The sequence below is a fragment of the Psychrobacter immobilis genome, assembly GCF_904846175.1.
GTDB classification, from domain to species: domain Bacteria; phylum Pseudomonadota; class Gammaproteobacteria; order Pseudomonadales; family Moraxellaceae; genus Psychrobacter; species Psychrobacter immobilis_E.
Window position 1 is genome coordinate 340,343 of record NZ_CAJGZM010000002.1, and the last position, 21,666, is coordinate 362,008.

The following is a 21,666-nucleotide window of genomic DNA, read 5'->3' on the forward strand; positions in this document are numbered from 1 at the left end:
AATAAAAATTCTTCATTGTTAGACTCGCTTAAAATAGCTCTACTTCCAAGTAAGCTACTCAATCATTGATAATAAGGGATATAGCTTTCTCTCAAAGTATCAAAAAATTGAGCAGACGCCTAGACTTCTTTTTTACATAGTTAGAGTAAAGCTATTTTAGAGCCCGCAAGACTTCTGCAAATTCTGCTGAGACAAATTATCTACTCAAAACGTCAGTTAGAAGTGAAAGTATCATGTCAGTAAGGAAACAACGCCAATATATCTGTTACTATCCTAGGTTTGAATCTATTCAGATTATCTTACTGGAAAACCAAAGTGAAGGGATAACCATGGCAGCTTATTACAATTGTATCCAACGTGAACAGCAAGCAGATAATGTTAGTATTGCACATTACAAACCAACTCAACATGCTCAAGGCGCTTGGAATCAACATGAACAGCATATGGCAGCGGCGACGGGCTTGTTGACTCATGAGCTGATTCAATTTGCGCCGCAAGCGAATATGCGAATAGCACGCATTAGCCTTGATATCTTAGGGCTAATACCGCTTGATGACTTTGTTATTACTACTCGCTGTATTCGTCCGGGAAAAACCATCGAGTTAATAGAATCGGTCATGAGTAGTGGTGGTCGCGCTTGTATTAGTGCGCGTGCTTGGCGACTCTTGACACAAGATACTAGCGCCATTGCAGGCTTAGAAGATCAAAACGCAACTCAGCATCCTGATGAGCTGCCCGTGTGGGAAGAGATGAAAAGCTGGCCTGGTGGGTTCGTCAAAAGCGTAAATCTGGTTGCTAATTCAGCGCGCCGTGCGGGCAAAGGTATGGTATGGATTACCAATGATACGGCAATGGTAGAAGGTGAGCCTACTAATGATGTGGTGCATCTGCTCGGGATGGTTGATCTTGCTAATGGCATCGTACCAAGACTGGGGTTAGAGCTGGATGATTTACAATGGATGTTCCCCAATACGGATTTGCAAATTCATATGCATCGTATTCCTAGAGGTCGCTGGTTAGGTCTAGAGGCGGTACAACAATACGGTGCTGACGGTATTGGTATCACCAGTGCCGTACTGCATGACGTTTACGGACCTTTTGGTCGGAGTGAGCAGATTCTTACCATTCGTCAGATTCCGCGTTAAATTTGATTAGTACATAAAGATTATAAGAGGCGATGGTGAACTCGATAGAGGATACCATCGCTAGCGGTATTATTTGTGCAAGCAACCTCAAAGCGCTATCCAAAAATTATTACAACAAGGTCTCAAATATCTGCTCAATAGAAGCCTGTTCTTTGTGTACGTTGACGACAGATATTCCCTGCATCGTGTAATAAAATCGTGCCGCTCTTATCTCCGCCTGTTCTTTGTCATACCCTAAATTTTCAAAAATCATCGCAATAAAAGTCAGACGGTGAGTATCGACTTCATTTAGAATTTCCTGCACCGCTTTATCGTTTTGTGACCAGTTACGAATGGCAAGCTCTAAAGCGGCGCCATTGGTCTTGGTGTTGCGCTTATAAGGAATTAAAAAAAGTTTCCTCAAGCGTTCTTCAGGTGTCAACTCTATATCACTCAAACGCTCGATAATAGAAACAGTCGAGCGAGTGCGCCAGTTTGACAACAGCTTTTCGAACAGCTCTTTTCTGCTACTAAAATGCCAGTAAAAACTTCCCTTTGTCACTTTCAGCTTTTTGGCAAGTGGCTCTACTCTGACGGCCGTGATACCAGATTTAGCCAGCTCAGATTCAGCGATATCCAACCAATCTTGCGCAGTCAGTTTGTTGGATTGACTTGGATTTTTTTCTATTAAATCCATGTTTTTAAGACCTCTACTTATTAAAAAAGAGTCAATCATCGTTGATTCACTCTTAAACAATTCATTTATTATATTTAGTAGGTTTCAAGTATGCTCAATACCAGATATCTAAAGTCTGACGCTACGATAGCACTCGTAGAAATTAATAATCGTACGCCTACTGAGCCATGCACTCAGCTAGTCAGATCAGATTTGCCTTATCTTATCATTTTAATAAACTTAAGTCCTAGCCTAATAAGCTATCAGGTTCATTCTCAACTACTCTCCGAAGACCTCTCGCTCATCCTGTTAAATACTAGTAAACAGCGCTTTTACCATTTTTATCCTTGTTTATTACATCGAAATACGGCTGATTATTAGCTATAACATACGCTTTAGTATGTTATATATTAATAGAATACATCTATATTTTCTAAATTAAAATAAAATTTAACTAATAATTTTGATTAATAAATCCCCTATTTTTATCCTATAATCTATTATTTATAAGGATTCAAGAATTAAAGGTCTATTAATCCTATTGTGCTTCGCAATCATGATAAGGGTTATTTTTATTATTTACCATACGGTAGCGTATTGACATTAGTGATAATCTACATTATTGTAATTGTCAGTGATAAATAATCATCTCGTGAAAACTGTTATCAAGGAAGATTGAATATGCAAGTAATTGATTCTGGCAAAGGCAAAACGATTGAAGCTTTTGGACTGCAAACCAACTATTTGGAAATGGGCGAGGGTGAGCCATTATTGCTATTGCATGGTTCTGGACCAGGCGTCTCTGCCTATACAAACTGGCGTAAAATTATTCCTGAGCTTGCCAAACACTTCCGTGTCATTGCGCCTGACCTAGCTGGCTTTGGACACACTGAAAGAGATCCTAACTTCAGTTATGATATTAAGCATTGGGGCAAGCACTTACTGGCCTTTTTAGATGCGTTAGGTATCGAAAAAACCCACGTCATTGGTAACTCATTTGGTGGCTCGTTGACACTTGCAACGGCGGCCCGTTTCCCTGAAAGGTTTTCCAAGCTCTGCTTAATGGGCACCCCTTGTGACAAGTTCTTTATGACGCCCGGTCTGCGCTCAGGATGGGACTACACGCCATCACGCGAAAACATGCGTCAAGCCATGTCACACTTTCCATATAATCCAGACACCATCACCGATGAGTTGGTCGAAGAGCGTTATCAAACCAGCCTTATCCCTGGTGCTCAAGAAGGTCTGCGCAAGTTATTGGTACAGCCAAACGAGGAAGGGGAAACCCAACTCTCTGGCATGCCTGAGCACGTGGTCGCCAAAATCAATCATCCTGCTATCGTTATTCACGGCCGTGAAGACAAAGTCGTGCCGACAGAAATGGGCTTTAAGTTAGGTCGTTCGATGCCCAATGCAGATTTGCATGTCCTAGCCAATTGTGGGCATTGGGTCATGGCTGAAAGACCTAAAGAGTTCCTGCAATTGGTTATCAATCATTTCACGGTAGAATAAAGCGAGGTTGTTATGTTTCATATTGGCAAATTAGAAGACTTAGACATTGGCGAAGCAATCAAGCTGGACCAATTTAACCCACCAATCGCCATCATTCGTGGTGAAAGTGGTGAGGTTTATGCTATTGATGATACTTGTACTCATGCCCAAGCCTCGTTTTGTGATGGTTTTGTAGAGGGCGACACCGTTGAGTGTCCGCTGCATATGTCAGTGTTTTGTCTAAAAACGGGCGTTCCTGATAATCCACCAGCGATAAAAGCCGTCAATGTTTATGATGTCGAAATCAGAGATGGTGAGATATACGTTGAGGTCGACAGATGAGCCAGATTGAGTCAGTCATCGTCGTTGGTGCAAGTGCCGCTGGAGTAAGCGCTGTCAGAGCATTACGCCAACAGGGCTTTTTGGGCAGCATTACGCTGGTCGATAAAGACAAACATGGCGCGTATGAGAGGCCACCGCTATCCAAGCAGATTTTGATGCAAGCCGATAGCACTCACCACGATATTGCTTTAATCAGCGATGACGAGCTCACGTCGCTCAATATAGAAGCTCACTATGGTGATGGTGTGTATGAATTAGATCCAACGACACGTCGCATCACTTTGGAGTCTGGTAAAGAATTAACCGCCGATGCCATCGTACTGGCAACGGGTGGCGAGGCAAGACGACTACCTATAGAAGGGGCAGATTTGCCGCAAGTATTTGTACTACGTCACTATGAAGATGCTCTAAACCTACGCCAAAGATTGACCGCTGATACACGCGTGGCAGTGATAGGTGGCGGCTTCATTGGTGCTGAAACTACGGCTTCGTTATCTAAATCTGGCGCCGCAGTACAGTGGTTAGATGCCGCTGAGCTTCCAATGGCTCATCTACTACCGACAGAATTATGCGAAAAAATTGTTGCTAATCACTGCTCCCAAGGTGTGACGCTAACACCTCATTGCCGCCTCGATAAATTTATAGAGCAGGCGGACGGTAGTGTGTCCATATTGTTTGAAGATACCACGTCCATTGAGGTTGATGTCATCGTGATGGGCGTTGGTATGGCGCCAAGCACCCCTTATCTTTCGGAAGCAGTGAGCGCTGAGCTACTAAACCCAGCAACGGGCGGCATTCAAGTAAATGACAATCAAGTCACTAAATTTTCAGGCATTTATGCGGCGGGAGACGTTGCGGCAGTGACCCAAGCTGATGGCTCAACGGTACGTCATGAACACTGGCAGTCAGCCCAACATCAAGGGGAGCGCGCCGCCGCTGCTATTTTAAATAAAGAGCCGCCTGCTGCACCCGTCGATTGGTTTTGGTCAGATCAAGGCGATTTGCATATAGAGATGGCTGGCAATATTTTACCCACCAAGGAGCATTTGGTCGTGAGACTTGAAAGTGATTGGCCGGTGTATTTTAGCGTGGTTGATAATCGCGTCGTTGGTGCAGTCAGTGTCAATAATCCAAATGCCGTTCGTGCTGCCATGCGCATGATAAAGAATGATGTGAATGTTGAGCCATCACAATTGGCCAATCCAGAGCTACCACTGCGAAAACTGATGCGCGGCTAAATGCTTGGCTATATATGTGTTGTGTAGTGAAGGGATAAAACTCATAAAAGGGATTTTTAACATGTCAGAGATAAAAGCGTTGGGCTATCTGGGCTTCTCCATTGCTGATAGAGAAGCGTGGCGAGATTATGCCGAAAACATACTGGGCGTCAGTGTCGATGACCATGATAACGGTGATATGTCACTGCGCGTCGATTCGTATGCTTGGCGTATTAAGCTTAAAAATTCAGATCATAACCATCTAGATTATGTCGGTTGGGAAGTCAGTGACAAGCAAGATTTGGAAAGTCTGAAAAGCCGCTTGCACAAGCATAAAATCGCTTTTGAAGTGGGTTCAGATGAGTTGGCAAAATCTCGTCAAGTAAAAGAGCTTATCGTCTTTTATGATTCTGATGGCACCCGCTGTGAAGCCTTCTACGGCCCTTTACAATTGACTAATCAGCCTTTTGTCAGTCCTAAAGGTTTTCGCTTTATTACTGGCGAGCAGGGACTCGGTCATATTGTCCTTATTAGTAAAGATCATGCGGCGCAAGAAGCATTCTACACTCAGCTTTTAGGCTTCAAAGTATCAGATTACATCAATACCGAAATCGTACCTGGTAAACCTTTAAGTATCTCCTTCTTACGTTGTAACGGACGTCATCATTCTTTGGCATTAGCGCCTGTGCCTATCCCAGCAAAAGTTGCTCATATCATGCTGCAAGTCGATAACGTCGATGACGTTGGTCGGGCGATGGATGCGGCAGAGAAAGCGGGCACACACTTTTCGTTCACGCTAGGTCGACACTCTAATGATGAGATGTTGTCTTTTTACACCATGAGCCCTTCTGGTTTTGATGTTGAATTTGGCTGGGGTGCCATAGAAGTTGATGATGATAGCTGGCATGTCAAAGTTCATCATACCAATTCAGCTTGGGGACATAAATTTCAGCGTCCGCCACGTAAATAACCCATCTATATACGACGCAAAAATACACGACGTACATGAGAGCTTTACATTATGAATGACAAGAATACCGCTGCTGATTTAGCCACTTCACTATTTGATGCCTATAGTAAAGGCGCAATCGCACCACTACGTGACCAAGTTGACGCCACCGATATCTCTTTAGCTTATGGGATTCAGCAAGAGAATCACCGCCGCTGGAGCGAGCAAGGTAGAGTCACCATCGGTCGCAAGATTGGCCTGACCTCATCCGCCGTGCAAGCACAATTGGGTGTGGATCAACCGGACTACGGTATGGTCTACGCCGATACATGCTATTGCTCAGGCGCGCAGATATCTGTCGATCAGTTTTTGCAGCCCAAAATTGAAGCCGAAATTGCCTTCGTACTGAAGTCTGATTTAGATGCTGAGCATTTAACGATTATTGATGTCATCAATGCCGTTGATTATGCCGTTGCTGCTTTAGAGATTGTCGATAGTCGTGTGGCGAACTGGGATATTAGCCTGTTTGATACTATCGCTGACAATGCTTCTTACGGCGGAATCATTATGGGAACCACACCCGTACCGCTTAGCCAACTGGATTTAGAAAGCTGCAAAATGCAGTTGGCAAATGGTGATGCAGTCGTTTCTGAAGGCGAAGGTCGGGCGTGTTTAGGCAACCCCTTATTGGCGACACTTTGGCTTGCCAATATGATGATTAAAAATGGTCAGCCACTCAAAGCAGGTGATGTGGTGCTATCTGGTGCTCTAGGTCCAATGATAGCCGTCAAATCAGGGGATCAATTTACCGCCAGCATAGATGGTCTGAATAGTGTGTCAGTAAGCTTTATCGATTAATAACTAAATAGCAAACCGAATAAGTAGTTCACCTATCGAAAAGGATGTCAATAATATGTCAACGAAAGCGAAAGTCGCCATCATCGGTTCAGGAAATATTGGAACCGATCTGATGATTAAAATTCTAAGAACCTCTCAAGAGCTAGAGATCGTCGCCATGGTTGGTGTCGATCCTGAATCTGATGGCTTAGCACGTGCCAAACGTATGGGCGTCGCAACCACTCATGAAGGTATCAATGGTTTAGTGGCTATGCCTGAGTGGGAGAACATCGCGATTGTCTTCGATGCCACTTCTGCCTCTGCGCATGCCACCCATTCTAAAATTTGTAATGAAGCGGGCAAAGTCATTGTTGATTTGACCCCAGCTGCGATTGGTCCGTTTATTGTCCCTGCGGTCAATGGCGATTCCAATATTGATCAGCCTAATGTCAACATGGTGACGTGTGGTGGTCAAGCGACCATCCCTATTGTATATGCCGTATCGCGCGTGGCACCGGTGCATTATGCAGAAATCATCGCCTCTATCTCATCAAAATCTGCAGGACCCGGTACTCGTGCAAATATTGATGAGTTTACCGAAACTACCTCGCAAGCAATTGAGCAGGTAGGCGGTGCCAAAAAAGGCAAAGCGATTATTGTCCTAAACCCTGCCGAGCCACCGATGATTATGCGTGACACTGTACTCACCTTTTCTGAAGATGCCAATGAGGACGACATTAGAGCCAGTGTTGATGAAATGGTAAAAGAGGTACAAAGCTATGTGCCAGGTTATCGCTTAAAGCAGACAGTACAGTTTGAGCGCTATACCGAACAAAACCCATTGCATATACCAGATATCGGTACGTTGACAGGGCTGAAAACCTCAGTATTTCTTGAAGTAGAAGGGGCGGCGCATTACCTACCTTCGTATGCGGGCAATTTAGACATTATGACCTCAGCGGCACTGAAAACTGCTGAAAAAATTGCGGTAGCCAGACAAGCACAAGTGGGAGAATAAATTATGACTAATAAAAAACTATATATCCAAGACGTCACCCTTCGCGACGGTATGCATGCCATACGTCATCAATACGGTATTGACCATGTACGTGATATCGCTAAAGCGCTCGAAGAAGCAGGTGTTGATGCTATTGAAGTTGCGCATGGCGATGGCCTAAGTGGCAGTAGCTTCAACTATGGCTTTGGTGCGCATACCGATTGGGAGTGGTTAGAGGCGGTTGCTGATGTATTAGACAAAACCGTACTGACCACGCTATTGCTACCCGGTATCGGCTCTGTCAAAGATTTAAAGCGCGCTTATGATTTGGGCGTACGTTCAGTGCGTGTTGCGACCCATTGTACAGAAGCGGACGTCTCAAAACAGCATATCGAAACCGCGAAAGCGATGGGCATGGACACGATAGGCTTCTTGATGATGTCGCATATGGTGTCTCCCACCAAACTGGCCGAACAGGCAAAAATCATGGAGTCGTATGGCGCAGGTTGTGTCTATGTCGTAGACAGCGGCGGCGCGATGAATATGAATGATATTGCAGATCGCGTCAAGGCACTAAAAGATACGTTAAATGCCAGCACTGAGCTTGGTATTCACGCGCATCACAACCTAAGTCTAGGTGTCGCCAATAGCATTGTCGCGGTCGAAAATGGCGTAACTCGTGTCGATGCTTCTTTAACTGGTATGGGCGCTGGCGCTGGAAACGCACCGTTAGAAGTGTTTATTGCCGTCATCAATCGCTTAGGATGGGAGCATAACTGCGACCTTTATAAATTGATGGATGCGGCTGAAGACTTGGTGCGACCACTACAAGACAGACCTGTTCGGGTTGACCGTGAGACGCTAACACTTGGCTATGCTGGTGTTTACTCTAGCTTCTTACGTCATGCCGAAAAAGCATCTAAGCAATACAATATTGATGTGCGAGAGATATTGGTTGAAGTGGGCAAGCGTAAGCTTATCGGTGGTCAAGAAGACATGATCGTTGATGTGGCTCTGGACTTAATTAATAAAGTGAAGGGGTAGAGGATATGGCCAATAGAGATATCGTATCTGCATTATATGATCAGATGCGGCTGCCAGTTATCGTAGCGCCGATGTTCCTGATATCGGGCCCTGACTTGGTTATCGCATCGGCAAAAGCGGGAATAATAGGCTGTTTCCCAGCCCCTAACGCTCGCACGATTGAGGTATTAGAAGAGTGGTTAGACAAAATCGAGTCCGAGCTTAAAGATACCGCCTATGAGGGTATGTGGGCGATGAACATGATTGTTCATAAAAGCTATGACCGTTTTGAGGCCGAGTTGGCATTGGTTGAGCGCTACAAACCTAAGTTTGTGGTGACCGCGCTTGGTAGTCCTAAACGCGTATTAGATAGAGTTCATGCGTTTGGCGGCAAGGTTTTCGCCGATGTTATCAATGCAGAACAAGCAAAAAAAGCCGTCGAAGCAGGCGTTGATGGTCTGATTTTGGTTTGTTCTGGAGCGGGTGGTCATACCGGCAAATATACGGCTTTTGCTTTTGTAGAAGAGGTTCGCCGTTTTTATGATGGGCCTATCATCGTTGGCGGCGCGATACAAAGCGCCAAATCAATTGCCGCCTTGCTCGCTCTTGGGGCTGACTTTGCTTATATGGGCACTCGCTTTATCAGCTGTCCTGAGAGCTTAGTGAACGATGATTATCGCAGTATGTTGGTTGAATCAACCATGTCGGATATTGTGACATCAGATGTCGTCTCTGGAGTGATGGCCAATTGGCTAAAAGCCAGTTTAGAAAAATCAGGCTTTGATCTTAAGTCGTCTAAAGGCAGTACAGAAATTGATTTTTCTGATATCCACGGTGAAGGTAAAGCTTGGAAGGACACTTGGGGCGCAGGTCACGGGGTGAGCGCGACCGAGTGCGTTGAGAGCGTCGCTGATGTGGTTGACTCGTTAGCTACCGAGCTTAAAACCTTGAAATCTACGCTTAACGATAAGCTTGCCGAATGGCCCAAAGCATAAGCGGTAAGTAACAAGCAGTTTCTATCTTTATATCCAATACCAATTGATGAGCATTGAATATAAAGATTCAAGTTAGTCTAACCATGGAAGGATGGGCAAAATGATTGAGTTTGTATCCAAAACTGACCCACAAATAAAACTTGGTCGCCACGATGTGGTCACTGATGACAGTGCTCAAAACTATATTGTGCTACGTAATAAAGAGCCGCTTAATCTTGATGAGCATACGATGCTGGACTGCATTGATCACTGGGCTAAACGCTCTCCAAATACCGTTTGTATGCGTGAAAGAGCAGCGGATGGTTGGTCGGAGATATCTTACAAAGAGTTTGCCTCCAGAGTAAAGAGTATTGCGACGCATTTAGGTGCTTTAGATATTTCAGCGGACAAGCCTCTGATGATAATCGCACCAAACTCTATCAATCATGCGTTGGTAGCATTTGCAGCAATGACACTTGGCGTTCCTGTCACGCCTGTTTCAATTGCTTATGCAGTATACGGCAATTCCTTTGAGCGTCTGTCTAGTATTATTGATACGGTAAAACCTGGCGTAATCCATTTCAGCAATACCAATATTTTTAAAAATGCAGCGAAATCTATTCTTGCTAAACATGACATACCTTGTATTGCTTTTAATTCAGATATGGATGATATCCCTGCGATTCGAAGCTTGCCGCAAGTGACAGAGGCAGAAGTTGAGGCGAGAAGGAGGGCTGTTAACCAAGACACTATCTGTAAAGTGATGATGACTTCTGGCTCTACTGGCACGCCAAAAGGGGTTATTAACACTCATCGAATGATGTATAGCAATCAAGTTGCGCTCTATAAAATGTGGCCGTTTTTGAAGGATATGACCCCCAGTTTGGTAAGTTGGTTGCCGTGGAGTCATACCTTTGGTGGCAACGTATGTGTCAATATCGCTTTGTTTAATGGTGGCACCTTGACCATCGACGATGGCAAACCAGTTCCAGGGCATATCGGCAGAACCATTGAAAACATCTGCATGATTGAGCCCAATATTCACTTCAACGTACCCGCTGGTATAGAAGCTTTATTGGCAGAATTTGAAGACAATCATCGCCAAGCGCGCAAGTTCTTTTCAGTCGTAAAAGTCATCTTTATTGCTGCTGCAGCCTTACCTGAGAAAACCAGAAATAGGTTGGCTGAGCTTTCCATTGAGCTGGTTGGCACAAGTCCTAAGCTTTTGGCCGGTTGGGGCTCTACAGAAACCGCTCCTTTTGCAACGTGCTTAAATTTTGAGTCTGATGTCGCCGTTAATATTGGTGTTCCTATGCCTGGAACCGAGATTAAGTTAACAGCGGTGCAGGATAAGATGGCACTTGCGGTACGTGGTCCCAATGTGACGCCAGGGTATTGGCGCAATGAGAAAGCAACGGCTGAAGCTTTTGATGCAGACGGTTTTTATTCGATAGGTGATGCAGGTCGATTAATCAATCCAGACAATCCATCTGAAGGCCTAATCTTTGATGGCAGAACGTCTGAGAATTTTAAACTGCGCTCTGGCACTTGGGTTAATGTCAATGCGATCAGAGTCGGGGTCGTGACGGCATTAAAACCTTATTTTTTAGATGCAGTTATTACAGGACACAACCAGTCGGAAATTGGTTTACTTATCGTGCCTAATATTGAGCGTTTGGCCAAAGAGCATCAATTGACGGAAGAGCAACAAAATGCCGCCCATTTACAACAGCTGGATGCGGTTGTTCATCAGGTCGTTGAGCTATTGCAACAATATAACGACGTGTATTTCAGCAATAGCACCAGGATAGGTAGGGTGGCAATCATACCTGAGCAACCATCGATTGAAAAAAATGAAATAACTGATAAGGGCTATTTAAATCAACGAGCCTTATTAGAGAGTTGGTCAGAACTCATCGATAAGATGTATGACGAAGAAAGACAAGCGAGTATTTATTTTCATTCTTTTTAAACCACAACCGCTTATTAAACCAAAATTGCTGAATTTTAATTACGGAGAAACACTAATGTCAATGAATATACGATCAATGGTCGATCACGAAAATGGATTAATAGATAGACGTATTTTTTGGGATGAGGCTATCTATCAACAAGAGCTTAAGCAGATTTTTGCACGCTGCTGGCATTTTGTCGCCCACGAATCACAGGTCAAATCCTTTGGCGACTTTATCACCACTTACATTGGCGAAGATGCAGTTATTGTCGCGAGAGCAAAAGATAAAAGCATCAACGTCATGCTCAATGCATGTCCACATCGCGGAAATAAAGTGTGCTTTGCCGGTGAAGGTAAAATCCGCTCATTCGTTTGTAATTATCATGGCTGGGCATTTGGGCTAGACGGCAAGCTCAATGGCATGCCTGCAAATGAGCTGTATGACAAAACCGAAGGCTTTAACAAAGAAGACTGGGGCTTGCATAGAGCTCGCGTCGAAACTTATAAAGGCTTGGTGTTTGCGACTTTCGATGAAGAAGCGCCGTCTTTAGGAGAGTATTTGGGTGATTTCCGCTGGTATTTGGATGCTATTTTGGACGTAGACGATAAAGGCACTGAGTTTTTGCCTGGGACGACACGCTCACTACTAAAGTGTAATTGGAAATATCCTGCCGATAACTTCGTCGGTGATATCTACCACGCTTTATGGACGCATCTTGGGGCGGCAGAGGCAACGCTTAAAGATGCTGGTGGTATTGTGGTCAGCAATGAAAACTCTTATCAAGCCAGTGTTAATGGTCATGGTTGGGAGTTCTCGTTAGCCAATAACTTCGGTAATGCCGCGACCATGGGCGACAAGGATATCATCAAATATCTACGCTCTCGCGAGCAGGAAATTACCAAGCGCTTAGGGGTAGCACGTGGAAAAATGCTAGGTTCGGTGGCATCGGGACTTATCTTCCCTAACTTTGCTTTCTTACCTGGTTACCTAACCTTTAGAACTTTTTTACCCAAAGGGCCAACAGAGACAGAACTGCATAGCTGGACGTTAGTTCCAAGCGAAGCGTCGGACGAGATAAAAGATAAGTGGCGACTGGGAGCTATGCGTACTTTTTCGCCAAGTGGGATTTTGGAGATGGATGATGGAGAAAACTGGGAACATGCCACGCTTGGCAACTCAGGATACGTCACTCGTAATCAAAAATTATGCTATGCCATGAATCCAACAAAGGGCGAAGCGGTTCCTATTGACTTGCCAGGTACGGTTACCAAGGGTCAGTTGAATGACGCCAACCAACGTCTGTTTTTCAAACGCTATACCGAATTTATGGAAGCTGGCAGTTGGGCTGATATTCCACTAGCAGAGTCACAATTCTAAAAGGAGCTAACCATGACCAGAGATCAGTTATTAGCACTTGAAGCTAAAGGTGAACATGTGAATATGCAGACCTTTTTTGATGTTCAAAGGTTTGTCAATCACGAAATATATCTGCTGAATCACGAGATTCTTGATAAATGGGCAGACAATTTGGAAGACGATTTAATTTACTGGGCACCTATTCGCGAGAACATCCTGCGCAGAAACCGTACGCCAGAAATTACCACAGCTAGGGTGTCCTTGTTTGAAGAAGATAAAGATTCAATCATGATGCGCCTAAAACGCAATGATAGTGGCATGTGCTGGACAGAAGATCCGCCAACCCGTCAGGTAACGGCGATATCAAACTTAGAGGTCTTTCATACCGATAAAGCGGACGAGTTTGAAGTCCATAGTGTATTTACTTTATACCGCAGTCGCTTTGAGCGTGATGACTCTACCTTGATGGGACGCCGTAAAGACATCTGGCGCAAAGTAAGCGATGAGTATCGTTTGGCTGGACGGCTGATTCTGCTGCAACAATCTACGTTACTGACCAAAAACCTAAACGTATTTATGTAGCGCTTTATAAAATTTAATAGGTGATTTTGAGGCAATAATATGCAAATGCTATTGAATAGACGAGTGATTATCACTGGCGCCGGCAGCGGTATCGGTAAAGCTATTGTAGACAGATTTCTGCAAGAAGGCGCTAAAGTGCTTGCTGTCGTACGCAAACCTGAACAAATAGAGGAGTTTTTAACCAATGAAAACTTCTGTTATGTGGTCGGTGACGTCAATGATTATGCGACCAACCAATCTGCTGTAAATACGGCAATTGAGAAGTGGGGCGGGCTTGATGCCATGGTAGCCAATGCTGGCGTGTGGGATTTCTTTAAAAAGCTTCAAAAAATGTCAGCCCAAGAGCTAGAAGACGGTTTTGAGCAAATCATGTCAACCAACGTCCGAGCAGTATTGATGGCGGCTCATGCCAGCTATGCAGCTTTAGAAGACTCGCGAGGCTGCTTTATTACCACAGGTTCTAACGCCTGTTTTCGTCCAGGCGGCGGCGGGCCTTTATATACCGCTTCTAAATACGCGCTGCGCGGAGTCGTTGCTCAGTTAGCATTAGACTTTGCGCCTAACGTGCGCGTCTGCGGGGTTGCGCCAGGTGCCACGGATACACCAATTGGTGGCACTGATGGTTTAAATCAGACGGGCAAATCAATGAATAAAGATCGCGAACGTTTAGAGTCTATGGGCAAACATATCCCTCTAGGTCGTGTCTCCTCTCCTGAGGAACATACCGATCTTTATGTCACGCTAGCAAGCGCGAAGGGTGCACGCTATGTAACTGGCACTATTTTAGTCAGTGATGGAGGATTATCTGCCGGCCAATAGTATTTATCAAATGTGCTTTTAATTCTGACAATAAGCAATAGCTGTAAAAACAACCAAACCTAACTTTCATATTTATTTTGTACTCAAGGAAGAGTCTATGACAATCTCTGTGCCTAATGCTGTGCCAAAAAAACCTGCAGTAATGTATATGACATTATTCATGTGTTTTTGTATTGCCATTCTAGAAGGGTTTGATATTCAATCCATCGGTGTGGTGGCGTCATCTATTCAAGCGGAATTTAATTTAAGTAAAGGGCAGCTGGGCTGGATTTTTAGCGCCGCCACTTTGGGCATGTTTCCAGGAGCAATCGTTGCTGGACGTCTCTCAGATAAAATTGGTCGTAAAAAGATACTCATCTTTAGCGTCGCGTTATTTGGCATTATGTCACTTATGACGGCATTTACCACAGATTTTAATTCTCTAGTAATAGTACGTTTTCTCACCGGCATCGGTATGGGCGGTGCGTTACCTTTGATGATTGCTATGTCATCAGAGTCTGTACCTGAACGTTGGAGTGCCACTGCAGTTAGCGTAATGTATGCAGGCGTACCCTTTGGTGCTGGTATCACTGCACTAATTGCAGGAGGATTTACTGGTATTGGAGAGTGGAAAAATATTTTTTACTTAGGTGGGCTAACACCAATTGCTCTTGTGCCACTTCTCTTTATTTTCTTAAAAGAAACATATACCAAAAAAGAAGTTAGCCAAGATGCCGTGACAGAAAACACTGATTTTAAATTTATTTTATTTGGTGAAGGGCGTACCGCAACCACCATTCAAATTTGGCTAAGTTTTTTAGGTACCTTAATTGTTCTATATTTTATCTTAAATTGGCTACCGGTTCTGATGCAGAACAATGGCTTGAGTCTAAAAAGCGCGAGCAACATCCAAGTCGCTTATCAAGTGGGCGGAGTTTGTGGTGTGCTGATTTTGGGTTGGTTGTTATCTAATATCAAGCTTAGGTCAGTCGTCATCATGATTTATATTGGTATTTTGGTCGGACTTTCTGCCTTAACTTTCTCCAAATCCCTAACGGCACTTATATTAGCCTCAGGTCTTTCAGGATTCTTTATCACTGGTGGACAATCAGCTTTATATGCGTTAGCGGCTAGAGCTTATAGCAAGAACATGCGTGGTACAGGAGTTGGCGTGGCCGTTGCTATGGGACGTGTTGGTTCGTTCGTAGGGCCTCTATTAGCGGGTGTCATTTTCTCTTATAACTCGAACTCTTCATTTGTCATTGGAAGTAGTATTCCGGTGATTATTATTGCTGGTATCGCTGCGATGCTACTAGCAAATAATATCGCTCGGCGTGAAAAAGTAGATCAAGCTTTGCTTTTAAAGGCTTAGATACATGAAGAATATTCGGTGTTAATTAATCTGATAAAACGGACTTTATTGATAGAACCATAGGGAATAAAACAATCATGCATAAAATCACAAATATATCTTTGGCAGTGATTGCTTGTGTGCTGTGTACACAGGCGCAAGCGATAGAACTGGTCAAGAATGGCGATACCACCTTCAGTGTTAGTGGCTATGTTAAAGCAGAAGGCGTATTTGCCTCTCCAGACAAAGGAGAATCTAATTTCGAAGGCAATGCTCGTGAGTCTCGCATTAACTTCACCACTACGACGCTAGTAGATAATAGAAAACTAAAAGGTTTCATTGAAGGGGACTTTTACGGAGACTATGCATCAGGTGCCTCCAATTTGCGATTGCGTCATGCTTATTTACAGGTAGATAATGTGACGGTTGGTAAGACTTGGAGCGGTCAGTTTTTTGCGGTCGCTCCACGTTTGACTGAACAACTTGATTTCTGGGGTACTGGTTTTGGAACCATCGCTGGTAGTGGGATTTATGCTCGTCCAGATTTGACGCTGCATTATGCTAACAAGGGACTGCGTCTGACGGCTCAAGACCCTGTTTATGAAGACGCGGATTTGCCAGATATGGTGGCAAGCTATAGTGATGACATCTCTAATCTTGGCTATACTTTAGCGGTTACTGCTCGTGAAGCTGGAACGGGAGTTGGAGATAAGTTGGATTCGGATTTAGGTCTAGGCGTCTCATTAGCTGGTAAGCTAAGCTTGGGCGACGGCTCGCTACATGGTAGTGTTTATACAGGTAAGGGCATGGGCGTTTATTCTGGTGTGTGTACGACGGGCGCATTAACGCCAGTCAGCCTAAATTGTGATGCTGAAAACGGTGAACTTGTTTCCCAAACTGGTTTTAGTATAGGCTATCGTCATGTCTTTTCACCAAAACTGCGGGGTAATATGCGTTACGGAGAGGTCAATGTAGATAATGAGGTAGATACTTCGATCGATATAAAGAGTGCTAACCTTATCTACACCTATTTACCAAATCTTGATATTGGTGTTGAATGGCGAGACCGTAGTGACACGACGCTTCCTTGGAGACAAGCGGGTCAGGAAGTAGAGGTTATGGCGAAATATACCTTTTAAACACTTCACACTATGCTTTACTAAAATTTGAGCAATAAAAAACCCTTACAAGCGAATAACTGTAAGGGTTTTTTAATATGTGGTGGGCCCAGTAGGACTTGAACCTACGACCAAAGGATTATGAGTCCTCTGCTCTAACCAACTGAGCTATGGGCCCTTTAGACGCACAATGATACCTGATTTTTTTAATTTTTCAAGTAAAAGATAGGAACTAATACAGATATTTTTACGCAGTGTTACTTTCTATCAAATATGACCGCCAGCTAATGTCAGGCTTCGGCCTCCATCTACCGTAATTATCTCACCAGTGACATAACTGGCTTGTGCAAGATAAAGGACACTATGCGCAATCTCAGCAGGTCTGCCTATTCGCTGCATAGGAATAGAGTCGACAATACTTTTTTGCTGCTGTTGGTCAATTGCTTGGTCGCTATCTGCATCTGGTAAGATGTTAACGCCAGGAGCGACGCCGTTGACGCGTACATCAGGCGCCATATCAAGCGCCAGTGACTGCACCATCATCCTATGCGCCGCCTTTGCCATATTGTAGACAGCATAATGCCCAAAAGGTTTATTATGCGCATGGATATCAAGTAGGCTAATAATACAGCCTTGTTGTGTCCGTAGATAAGAATATAACGCTTGGCTCAATAATAAAGGCGCTTTGGCGTTAGTCAAAAACAATTCATCCCACTGATCAAGATTGATATGACCAAGCGGACTTGGATAAAAGCGTGAGGCGTTGTGTACTAGGACATCGAGTTGCCCAAATGCTTGAATGATATTGCGAGTAAATTGCTGTAGCGTCTCGCTATTATTAACAACCGCCAAATCTGCAAGGACAACGACCACACTATCAGGACGGCTTTGATTAAGCGCATCAGCTAACGCATTGGCTTCTTGTTTACTATGATGGCAATGAATAATGACACGGTAGCCTTGCTCATGGGCGGCACGAACAATAGCCGCACCGATACGCTTAGCGCCACCAGTTACTAGCATGACTGGCGCTGAGGCATTAGTATCTTTTGGTTGGTTTAAGCTAAATTCTTGGTTCATATCAAAGGTATTTTTATAATCTAAAATGCTGGTTGAAAGAGCTTGTTTACGAGAAATGTTGTGCTTGTAAATGCTCAATTCTACGTTGTCGTAATGCTTCGCCAATTGCTGGACCTTTGAGGTTTTGGTCAATATCATCCATGCCGATTGCATGAAAGCTACCCAGTGCCAACATCATTTGTCGATGCTGTATGGCGAGTTGCAATACATGGCTAGTGACCAAGAGCTGCGAGAGTTTTTCCGGTGCTTTATGGGCGCTACAGGCTTGGATAAGATCAATTTTCTGAGCGGCGTTAAGCTGGTTTATGATGCTAAGATTCTTTGCTTGCTGCACAAACAAAGTAGCAAATTGGGTCTGTGCTTTTGGTACCTTCGCGCTGTTACCTATTTCATTAATACCTTTAACAGCAGTTGCTATGTTATTTGATGCTATGTTATCTAAATTCGAGTCTGTAGGTTTTAAAGCAAATAGATCTGTGTTCAGACTGGACATTAATAACGCCCAGCGCTGTGATAAGTTTAACTGCATTTGACCAGCGAAATATAACGCTGTTTGTACAATCTCTCTTACTTGGCCGTATTGAGTATGGCTCCAAGCTTGATGTAGTGGGGCAAAATATTCTATCAGCGCACCAATCTCAAAAAGTTGCTGCCAATAAACCTGAGGCGATACTTGCATCATGGCACGGCTTGATTCTTGCCAAATGCGTTCACTACTTAAATGCGCAAGCTCTCCTGAGCCTACCAATTGGCGCATTAATAGCAAGGTTTCATCGGCGATGCGAAAGCCCAAATCGTAATAACGTCCATAAAAGCGTGCGGTTCGCAGTACCCTCAATGGGTCTTCACTAAAAGCGCTTGAGACATGACGTAGAGTTTTTCTGTTAATGTCATCCAATCCGCCATAGTAATCGACCACTTCACCATTCATAGGCGTGTCATCGGTTAGGCTTTTAACTTCAATCGCCATCGCATTGACGGTCAAATCACGACGTTGTAAGTCTTCAAGTAAGGTTACATCAGGGCTAGCATGCACACTAAAGCCTTGATAGCCTAGGCCTTGTTTGCGCTCTGTACGTGCTAAGGCATACTCTTCACGGCTGACAGGGTGCAAAAATACCGGAAAGTCTGCGCCTACTTGTTGGAAACCTGCCGCCAGCATATCTGCGACAGTGGCGCCGACGACGACAAAGTCTTTGTCTTTGATAGGACGACCTAACAGTTGGTCACGGACAGCACCGCCGACGAGATACACTTGCATAATAGTCTCTTTTTTTATCCAGTATTTACTAAATCGTTTTGCCAAAAAAAACCAGCCAACGCTCGCTTAGGAGTATTGACTGGTTTTAGTATAGCAGACGGGTTCTATAAATAACTAACAGAAGACCGGCTTAGCCATGTGTTTATACGCTATATAAACAACTACTTCTGCTCATTGATTAAGTCTTGAGCTTCAGTAACTGCAAGCGCTGTCATATTAACCACACGACGCGCTGTCGCTGATGGGGTTAGGATATGCACAGGTTTATTAGCCCCTAGCAAGATAGGACCAATAGACGCACTGCGGGTTGCTGTTTTGAGTAGGTTAAAAGCAATGTTCGCTGCATCAAGCGTTGGCAAAATTAGCAAGTTTGCTGAGCCTTTTAGGTTGCTTGATGGTAAATCATTAGCACGAATATGTTCATCAAGGGCCGCATCACCTTGCATTTCACCATCGAATTCAAAGTCGACATTCATTTCTGTCAGCAGCTGATGTACTTTGCGCATTTTTACCGCGCTGGCACGGTCTGATGTACCGAAGTTTGAATGCGAAACCAGTGCCACGCGTGGCGTGATACTAAAGCGGCGTAATTGATCGGCTGCCAGCACCGTCATTTCAGCCAATTGTTCAGCCGTTGGGTCTTCATGGATATAAGTATCAGCAATAAAGATATTGCGATCTTGCATCAAGACAGCATTCATCGCATAAAAATCACTGACGCCTTCTTTTTTACCAATGACTCTGCTGACGTATTTTAAATGTAGATGATAGTAGCTGAATGTGCCACAAATCATGCCATCAGCATCACCATTTTCAACCAGTAAGGCACCGATTAAAGAAGTCTTGCGGCGGACATCACGGCGGGCAAGCTCGATACTGACGCCATTACGTTTGTTTTTCTCGTAATAACCTTGCCAGTAGTCTTTATAGCGTGGATCGTCATCTTGATTCACAATGGTGATGTTCTCACCATCTTTTAGGCGTAGCGCTAATTTTTCAATATTCTTTTCGATGATGGCAGGACGACCTACCAAGATTGGATGTGCCAACTGCTCATCGACGACCACTTGTACCGCGAGCAAGACGTTGCTGTCTTCGCCTTCACAGTACACGATACGTTTAGGATCGGCTTTCGCGCGGGCAAAGATAGGCTTCATAACGAACGCTGAATTATAAACAAACTCAGATAAGCGTTGACGATAGGCTTTCATATCCGCGATAGGAAGGGTTGCAACCCCAGAATCCATTGCCGCTTTAGCAACGGCAGAAGCGATTTCAATGATTAAATTTGGCTCAAGTGGTCCTGGAATGAGATATTCGCGTCCAAAGCTTGGCGTGCTTTCAACGTTTTTCACGTTGCTCATTGGCGTTGCTTCAACGTGTGCCATGGCGGCGATTGCTTTTACGCAAGCAATTTTCATCTCTTCGTTAACCGTGGTTGCGCCAACGTCTAACGCACCGCGGAAGATATAAGGGAAGCATAGCGCGTTGTTTACTTGATTTGGATAATCTGAGCGACCTGTTGCCATGATGACGTCTGGACGTACCGCATGGGCCAATTCTGGCATAATCTCAGGCGTTGGATTGGCAAGGGCAAAGACGATAGGGTCTTTTGCCATCCGGCGAACCATGTCTTCGGTCAATGTGCCAGGCATAGATAAGCCTAAGAACATATCGACATCATCCATCACTTCTTCAATAGTAGAAGCGGTGGTATCACGGGCATAACGCTGCTTAGTCTCATCAAGGTTTTCACGGCTGGTCGTGATGATACCGCGTGAGTCTGATACTAAGATGTTGTTTTTATCAACACCAAGCGCACAAATGATATCTAAACAAGAAATAGCTGCGGCACCTGCGCCTGAACAGACTACTTTAATTTCTTCAATTTTTTTGCCAGTGATGAGCAAAGCGTTTAGCATCGCTGCGGCAACAATGATTGAGGTACCATGTTGGTCATCGTGGAATACTGGAATGTTCATACGTTTACGCAATTCGCGCTCGATTTTGAAACATTCTGGTGCTTTGATGTCTTCTAAGTTAATACCACCAAAAGTAGGCTCTAAAGAGGCAACGGCTTCGATGAACTTGTCTGGATCGTTTTGAGCAATTTCAATATCAAAAACGTCGATACCAGCGAATTTTTTAAACAGTACCCCTTTACCCTCCATCACAGGCTTTGATGCCAATGGACCAATATTCCCTAAACCAAGTACCGCAGTACCGTTGGTAATCACACCGACCAAGTTACTACGAGCGGTATATTTAGCCGCTAATGCGGGATCTCTTTGAATCTCAAGGCAAGGTACGGCAACCCCTGGTGAGTAGGCGAGCGCCAGATCACGTTGGTTGGCCAGTTGCTTGATAGGCGTAACTGAGATTTTACCTGGGCGTGGAAACTCATGGTAATGTAAGGCAGCTTGTTCGAACTGCTCTTTTTCCGTGATAGGGGTATCCGTATTCAAAGTGATATCGTCATTCATAATAATTGCCATGGTTGGGATAATTGGAATAAAGTAAATGGTGATAAAAACT

At 44.3% G+C, this 21,666-nt stretch carries 19 protein-coding genes and 1 tRNA gene; 15 read left to right on the forward strand and 5 right to left on the reverse strand.

Annotated elements, in window-relative coordinates:
• The first annotated feature begins 329 nt into the window (after positions 1-329).
• Positions 330-1,145 carry a thioesterase family protein gene (locus JMW39_RS03970; RefSeq protein WP_201544031.1) on the forward strand — a complete coding sequence of 272 codons (816 nt, stop codon included), beginning with the start codon at positions 330-332 and terminating at the stop codon, positions 1,143-1,145.
• 109 nt (positions 1,146-1,254) lie between these two features.
• On the opposite strand, the gene JMW39_RS03975 is transcribed toward JMW39_RS03970, so the two are convergent.
• Complete coding sequence (locus JMW39_RS03975; RefSeq protein ID WP_201544032.1) at positions 1,255-1,821, reverse strand: TetR/AcrR family transcriptional regulator; 567 nt, start codon at positions 1,819-1,821, stop codon at positions 1,255-1,257.
• A gap of 660 nt (positions 1,822-2,481) precedes the next feature.
• Here JMW39_RS03975 and JMW39_RS03980 point away from each other — a divergent pair.
• The 14 genes from JMW39_RS03980 (at position 2,482) to JMW39_RS04045 (ending at position 16,811) form a co-directional block, all read left to right on the forward strand.
• Entirely contained in the window at positions 2,482-3,312 is an 831-nt protein-coding gene (locus JMW39_RS03980) for an alpha/beta fold hydrolase (protein WP_201544033.1), read from the forward strand.
• A 12-nt stretch (positions 3,313-3,324) separates the two neighbouring features.
• Positions 3,325-3,633: a bifunctional 3-phenylpropionate/cinnamic acid dioxygenase ferredoxin subunit gene (locus JMW39_RS03985; protein WP_201544034.1), complete on the forward strand. Its 309-nt coding sequence runs from the start codon at positions 3,325-3,327 to the stop codon at positions 3,631-3,633.
• The gene (locus JMW39_RS03990; RefSeq protein WP_201544035.1) at positions 3,630-4,871 is read left to right on the forward strand and encodes an NAD(P)/FAD-dependent oxidoreductase; all 1,242 of its coding nucleotides are present in this window, start codon (positions 3,630-3,632) and stop codon (positions 4,869-4,871) included. The genes JMW39_RS03985 and JMW39_RS03990 overlap by 4 nt, the downstream gene beginning before the upstream one ends.
• Positions 4,872-4,932: 61 nt before the next feature.
• On the forward strand, positions 4,933-5,820 hold the full coding sequence (locus JMW39_RS03995) for a VOC family protein (protein WP_201544036.1): 888 nt from the start codon (positions 4,933-4,935) through the stop codon (positions 5,818-5,820).
• 51 nt (positions 5,821-5,871) lie between these two features.
• Positions 5,872-6,657 (forward strand): 2-keto-4-pentenoate hydratase, encoded by a 786-nt coding sequence (locus JMW39_RS04000; protein ID WP_201544038.1) that lies wholly within the window; start codon positions 5,872-5,874, stop codon positions 6,655-6,657.
• 55 nt (positions 6,658-6,712) lie between these two features.
• The gene (locus JMW39_RS04005) at positions 6,713-7,654 is read left to right on the forward strand and encodes an acetaldehyde dehydrogenase (acetylating) (protein WP_201544040.1); all 942 of its coding nucleotides are present in this window, start codon (positions 6,713-6,715) and stop codon (positions 7,652-7,654) included.
• Between the two features lie 3 nt (positions 7,655-7,657).
• Positions 7,658-8,677, forward strand: coding sequence for a 4-hydroxy-2-oxovalerate aldolase (dmpG, locus tag JMW39_RS04010; protein ID WP_201544042.1), 1,020 nt, complete (start codon positions 7,658-7,660; stop codon positions 8,675-8,677).
• A 5-nt stretch (positions 8,678-8,682) separates the two neighbouring features.
• On the forward strand, positions 8,683-9,651 hold the full coding sequence (locus JMW39_RS04015) for an NAD(P)H-dependent flavin oxidoreductase (protein WP_201544044.1): 969 nt from the start codon (positions 8,683-8,685) through the stop codon (positions 9,649-9,651).
• A gap of 100 nt (positions 9,652-9,751) precedes the next feature.
• Positions 9,752-11,602 (forward strand): AMP-binding protein, encoded by a 1,851-nt coding sequence (locus JMW39_RS04020; RefSeq protein WP_201544046.1) that lies wholly within the window; start codon positions 9,752-9,754, stop codon positions 11,600-11,602.
• A gap of 55 nt (positions 11,603-11,657) precedes the next feature.
• The gene (locus JMW39_RS04025; protein ID WP_227679230.1) at positions 11,658-12,962 is read left to right on the forward strand and encodes an aromatic ring-hydroxylating oxygenase subunit alpha; all 1,305 of its coding nucleotides are present in this window, start codon (positions 11,658-11,660) and stop codon (positions 12,960-12,962) included.
• Positions 12,963-12,974: 12 nt separating this feature from the next.
• Positions 12,975-13,523: a 3-phenylpropionate/cinnamic acid dioxygenase subunit beta gene (locus JMW39_RS04030; protein ID WP_201544050.1), complete on the forward strand. Its 549-nt coding sequence runs from the start codon at positions 12,975-12,977 to the stop codon at positions 13,521-13,523.
• A 39-nt stretch (positions 13,524-13,562) separates the two neighbouring features.
• Positions 13,563-14,342, forward strand: a complete 780-nt coding sequence (locus JMW39_RS04035) for an SDR family NAD(P)-dependent oxidoreductase (protein WP_201544052.1) — start codon at positions 13,563-13,565, stop codon at positions 14,340-14,342.
• 97 nt (positions 14,343-14,439) lie between these two features.
• A complete protein-coding gene (mhpT, locus tag JMW39_RS04040; RefSeq protein WP_201544054.1) occupies positions 14,440-15,693 on the forward strand; it encodes a 3-(3-hydroxy-phenyl)propionate transporter MhpT in 1,254 nt (417 codons plus the stop codon).
• 77 nt (positions 15,694-15,770) lie between these two features.
• The gene (locus tag JMW39_RS04045; RefSeq protein WP_201544056.1) at positions 15,771-16,811 is read left to right on the forward strand and encodes a hypothetical protein; all 1,041 of its coding nucleotides are present in this window, start codon (positions 15,771-15,773) and stop codon (positions 16,809-16,811) included.
• An 80-nt stretch (positions 16,812-16,891) separates the two neighbouring features.
• On the opposite strand, the gene JMW39_RS04050 is transcribed toward JMW39_RS04045, so the two are convergent.
• The 4 genes from JMW39_RS04050 to JMW39_RS04065 form a co-directional block, all read right to left on the reverse strand.
• A tRNA-Ile gene (locus tag JMW39_RS04050) sits at positions 16,892-16,968 on the reverse strand.
• Positions 16,969-17,057: 89 nt separating this feature from the next.
• A complete protein-coding gene (locus JMW39_RS04055) occupies positions 17,058-17,870 on the reverse strand; it encodes a pteridine reductase (protein ID WP_201544058.1) in 813 nt (270 codons plus the stop codon).
• A 46-nt stretch (positions 17,871-17,916) separates the two neighbouring features.
• Positions 17,917-19,131: a tRNA nucleotidyltransferase gene (locus JMW39_RS04060; protein WP_201544060.1), complete on the reverse strand. Its 1,215-nt coding sequence runs from the start codon at positions 19,129-19,131 to the stop codon at positions 17,917-17,919.
• 161 nt (positions 19,132-19,292) lie between these two features.
• The gene (locus JMW39_RS04065) at positions 19,293-21,614 is read right to left on the reverse strand and encodes an NADP-dependent malic enzyme (protein WP_201544062.1); all 2,322 of its coding nucleotides are present in this window, start codon (positions 21,612-21,614) and stop codon (positions 19,293-19,295) included.
• Between the last annotated feature and the right edge of the window lie 52 nt (positions 21,615-21,666).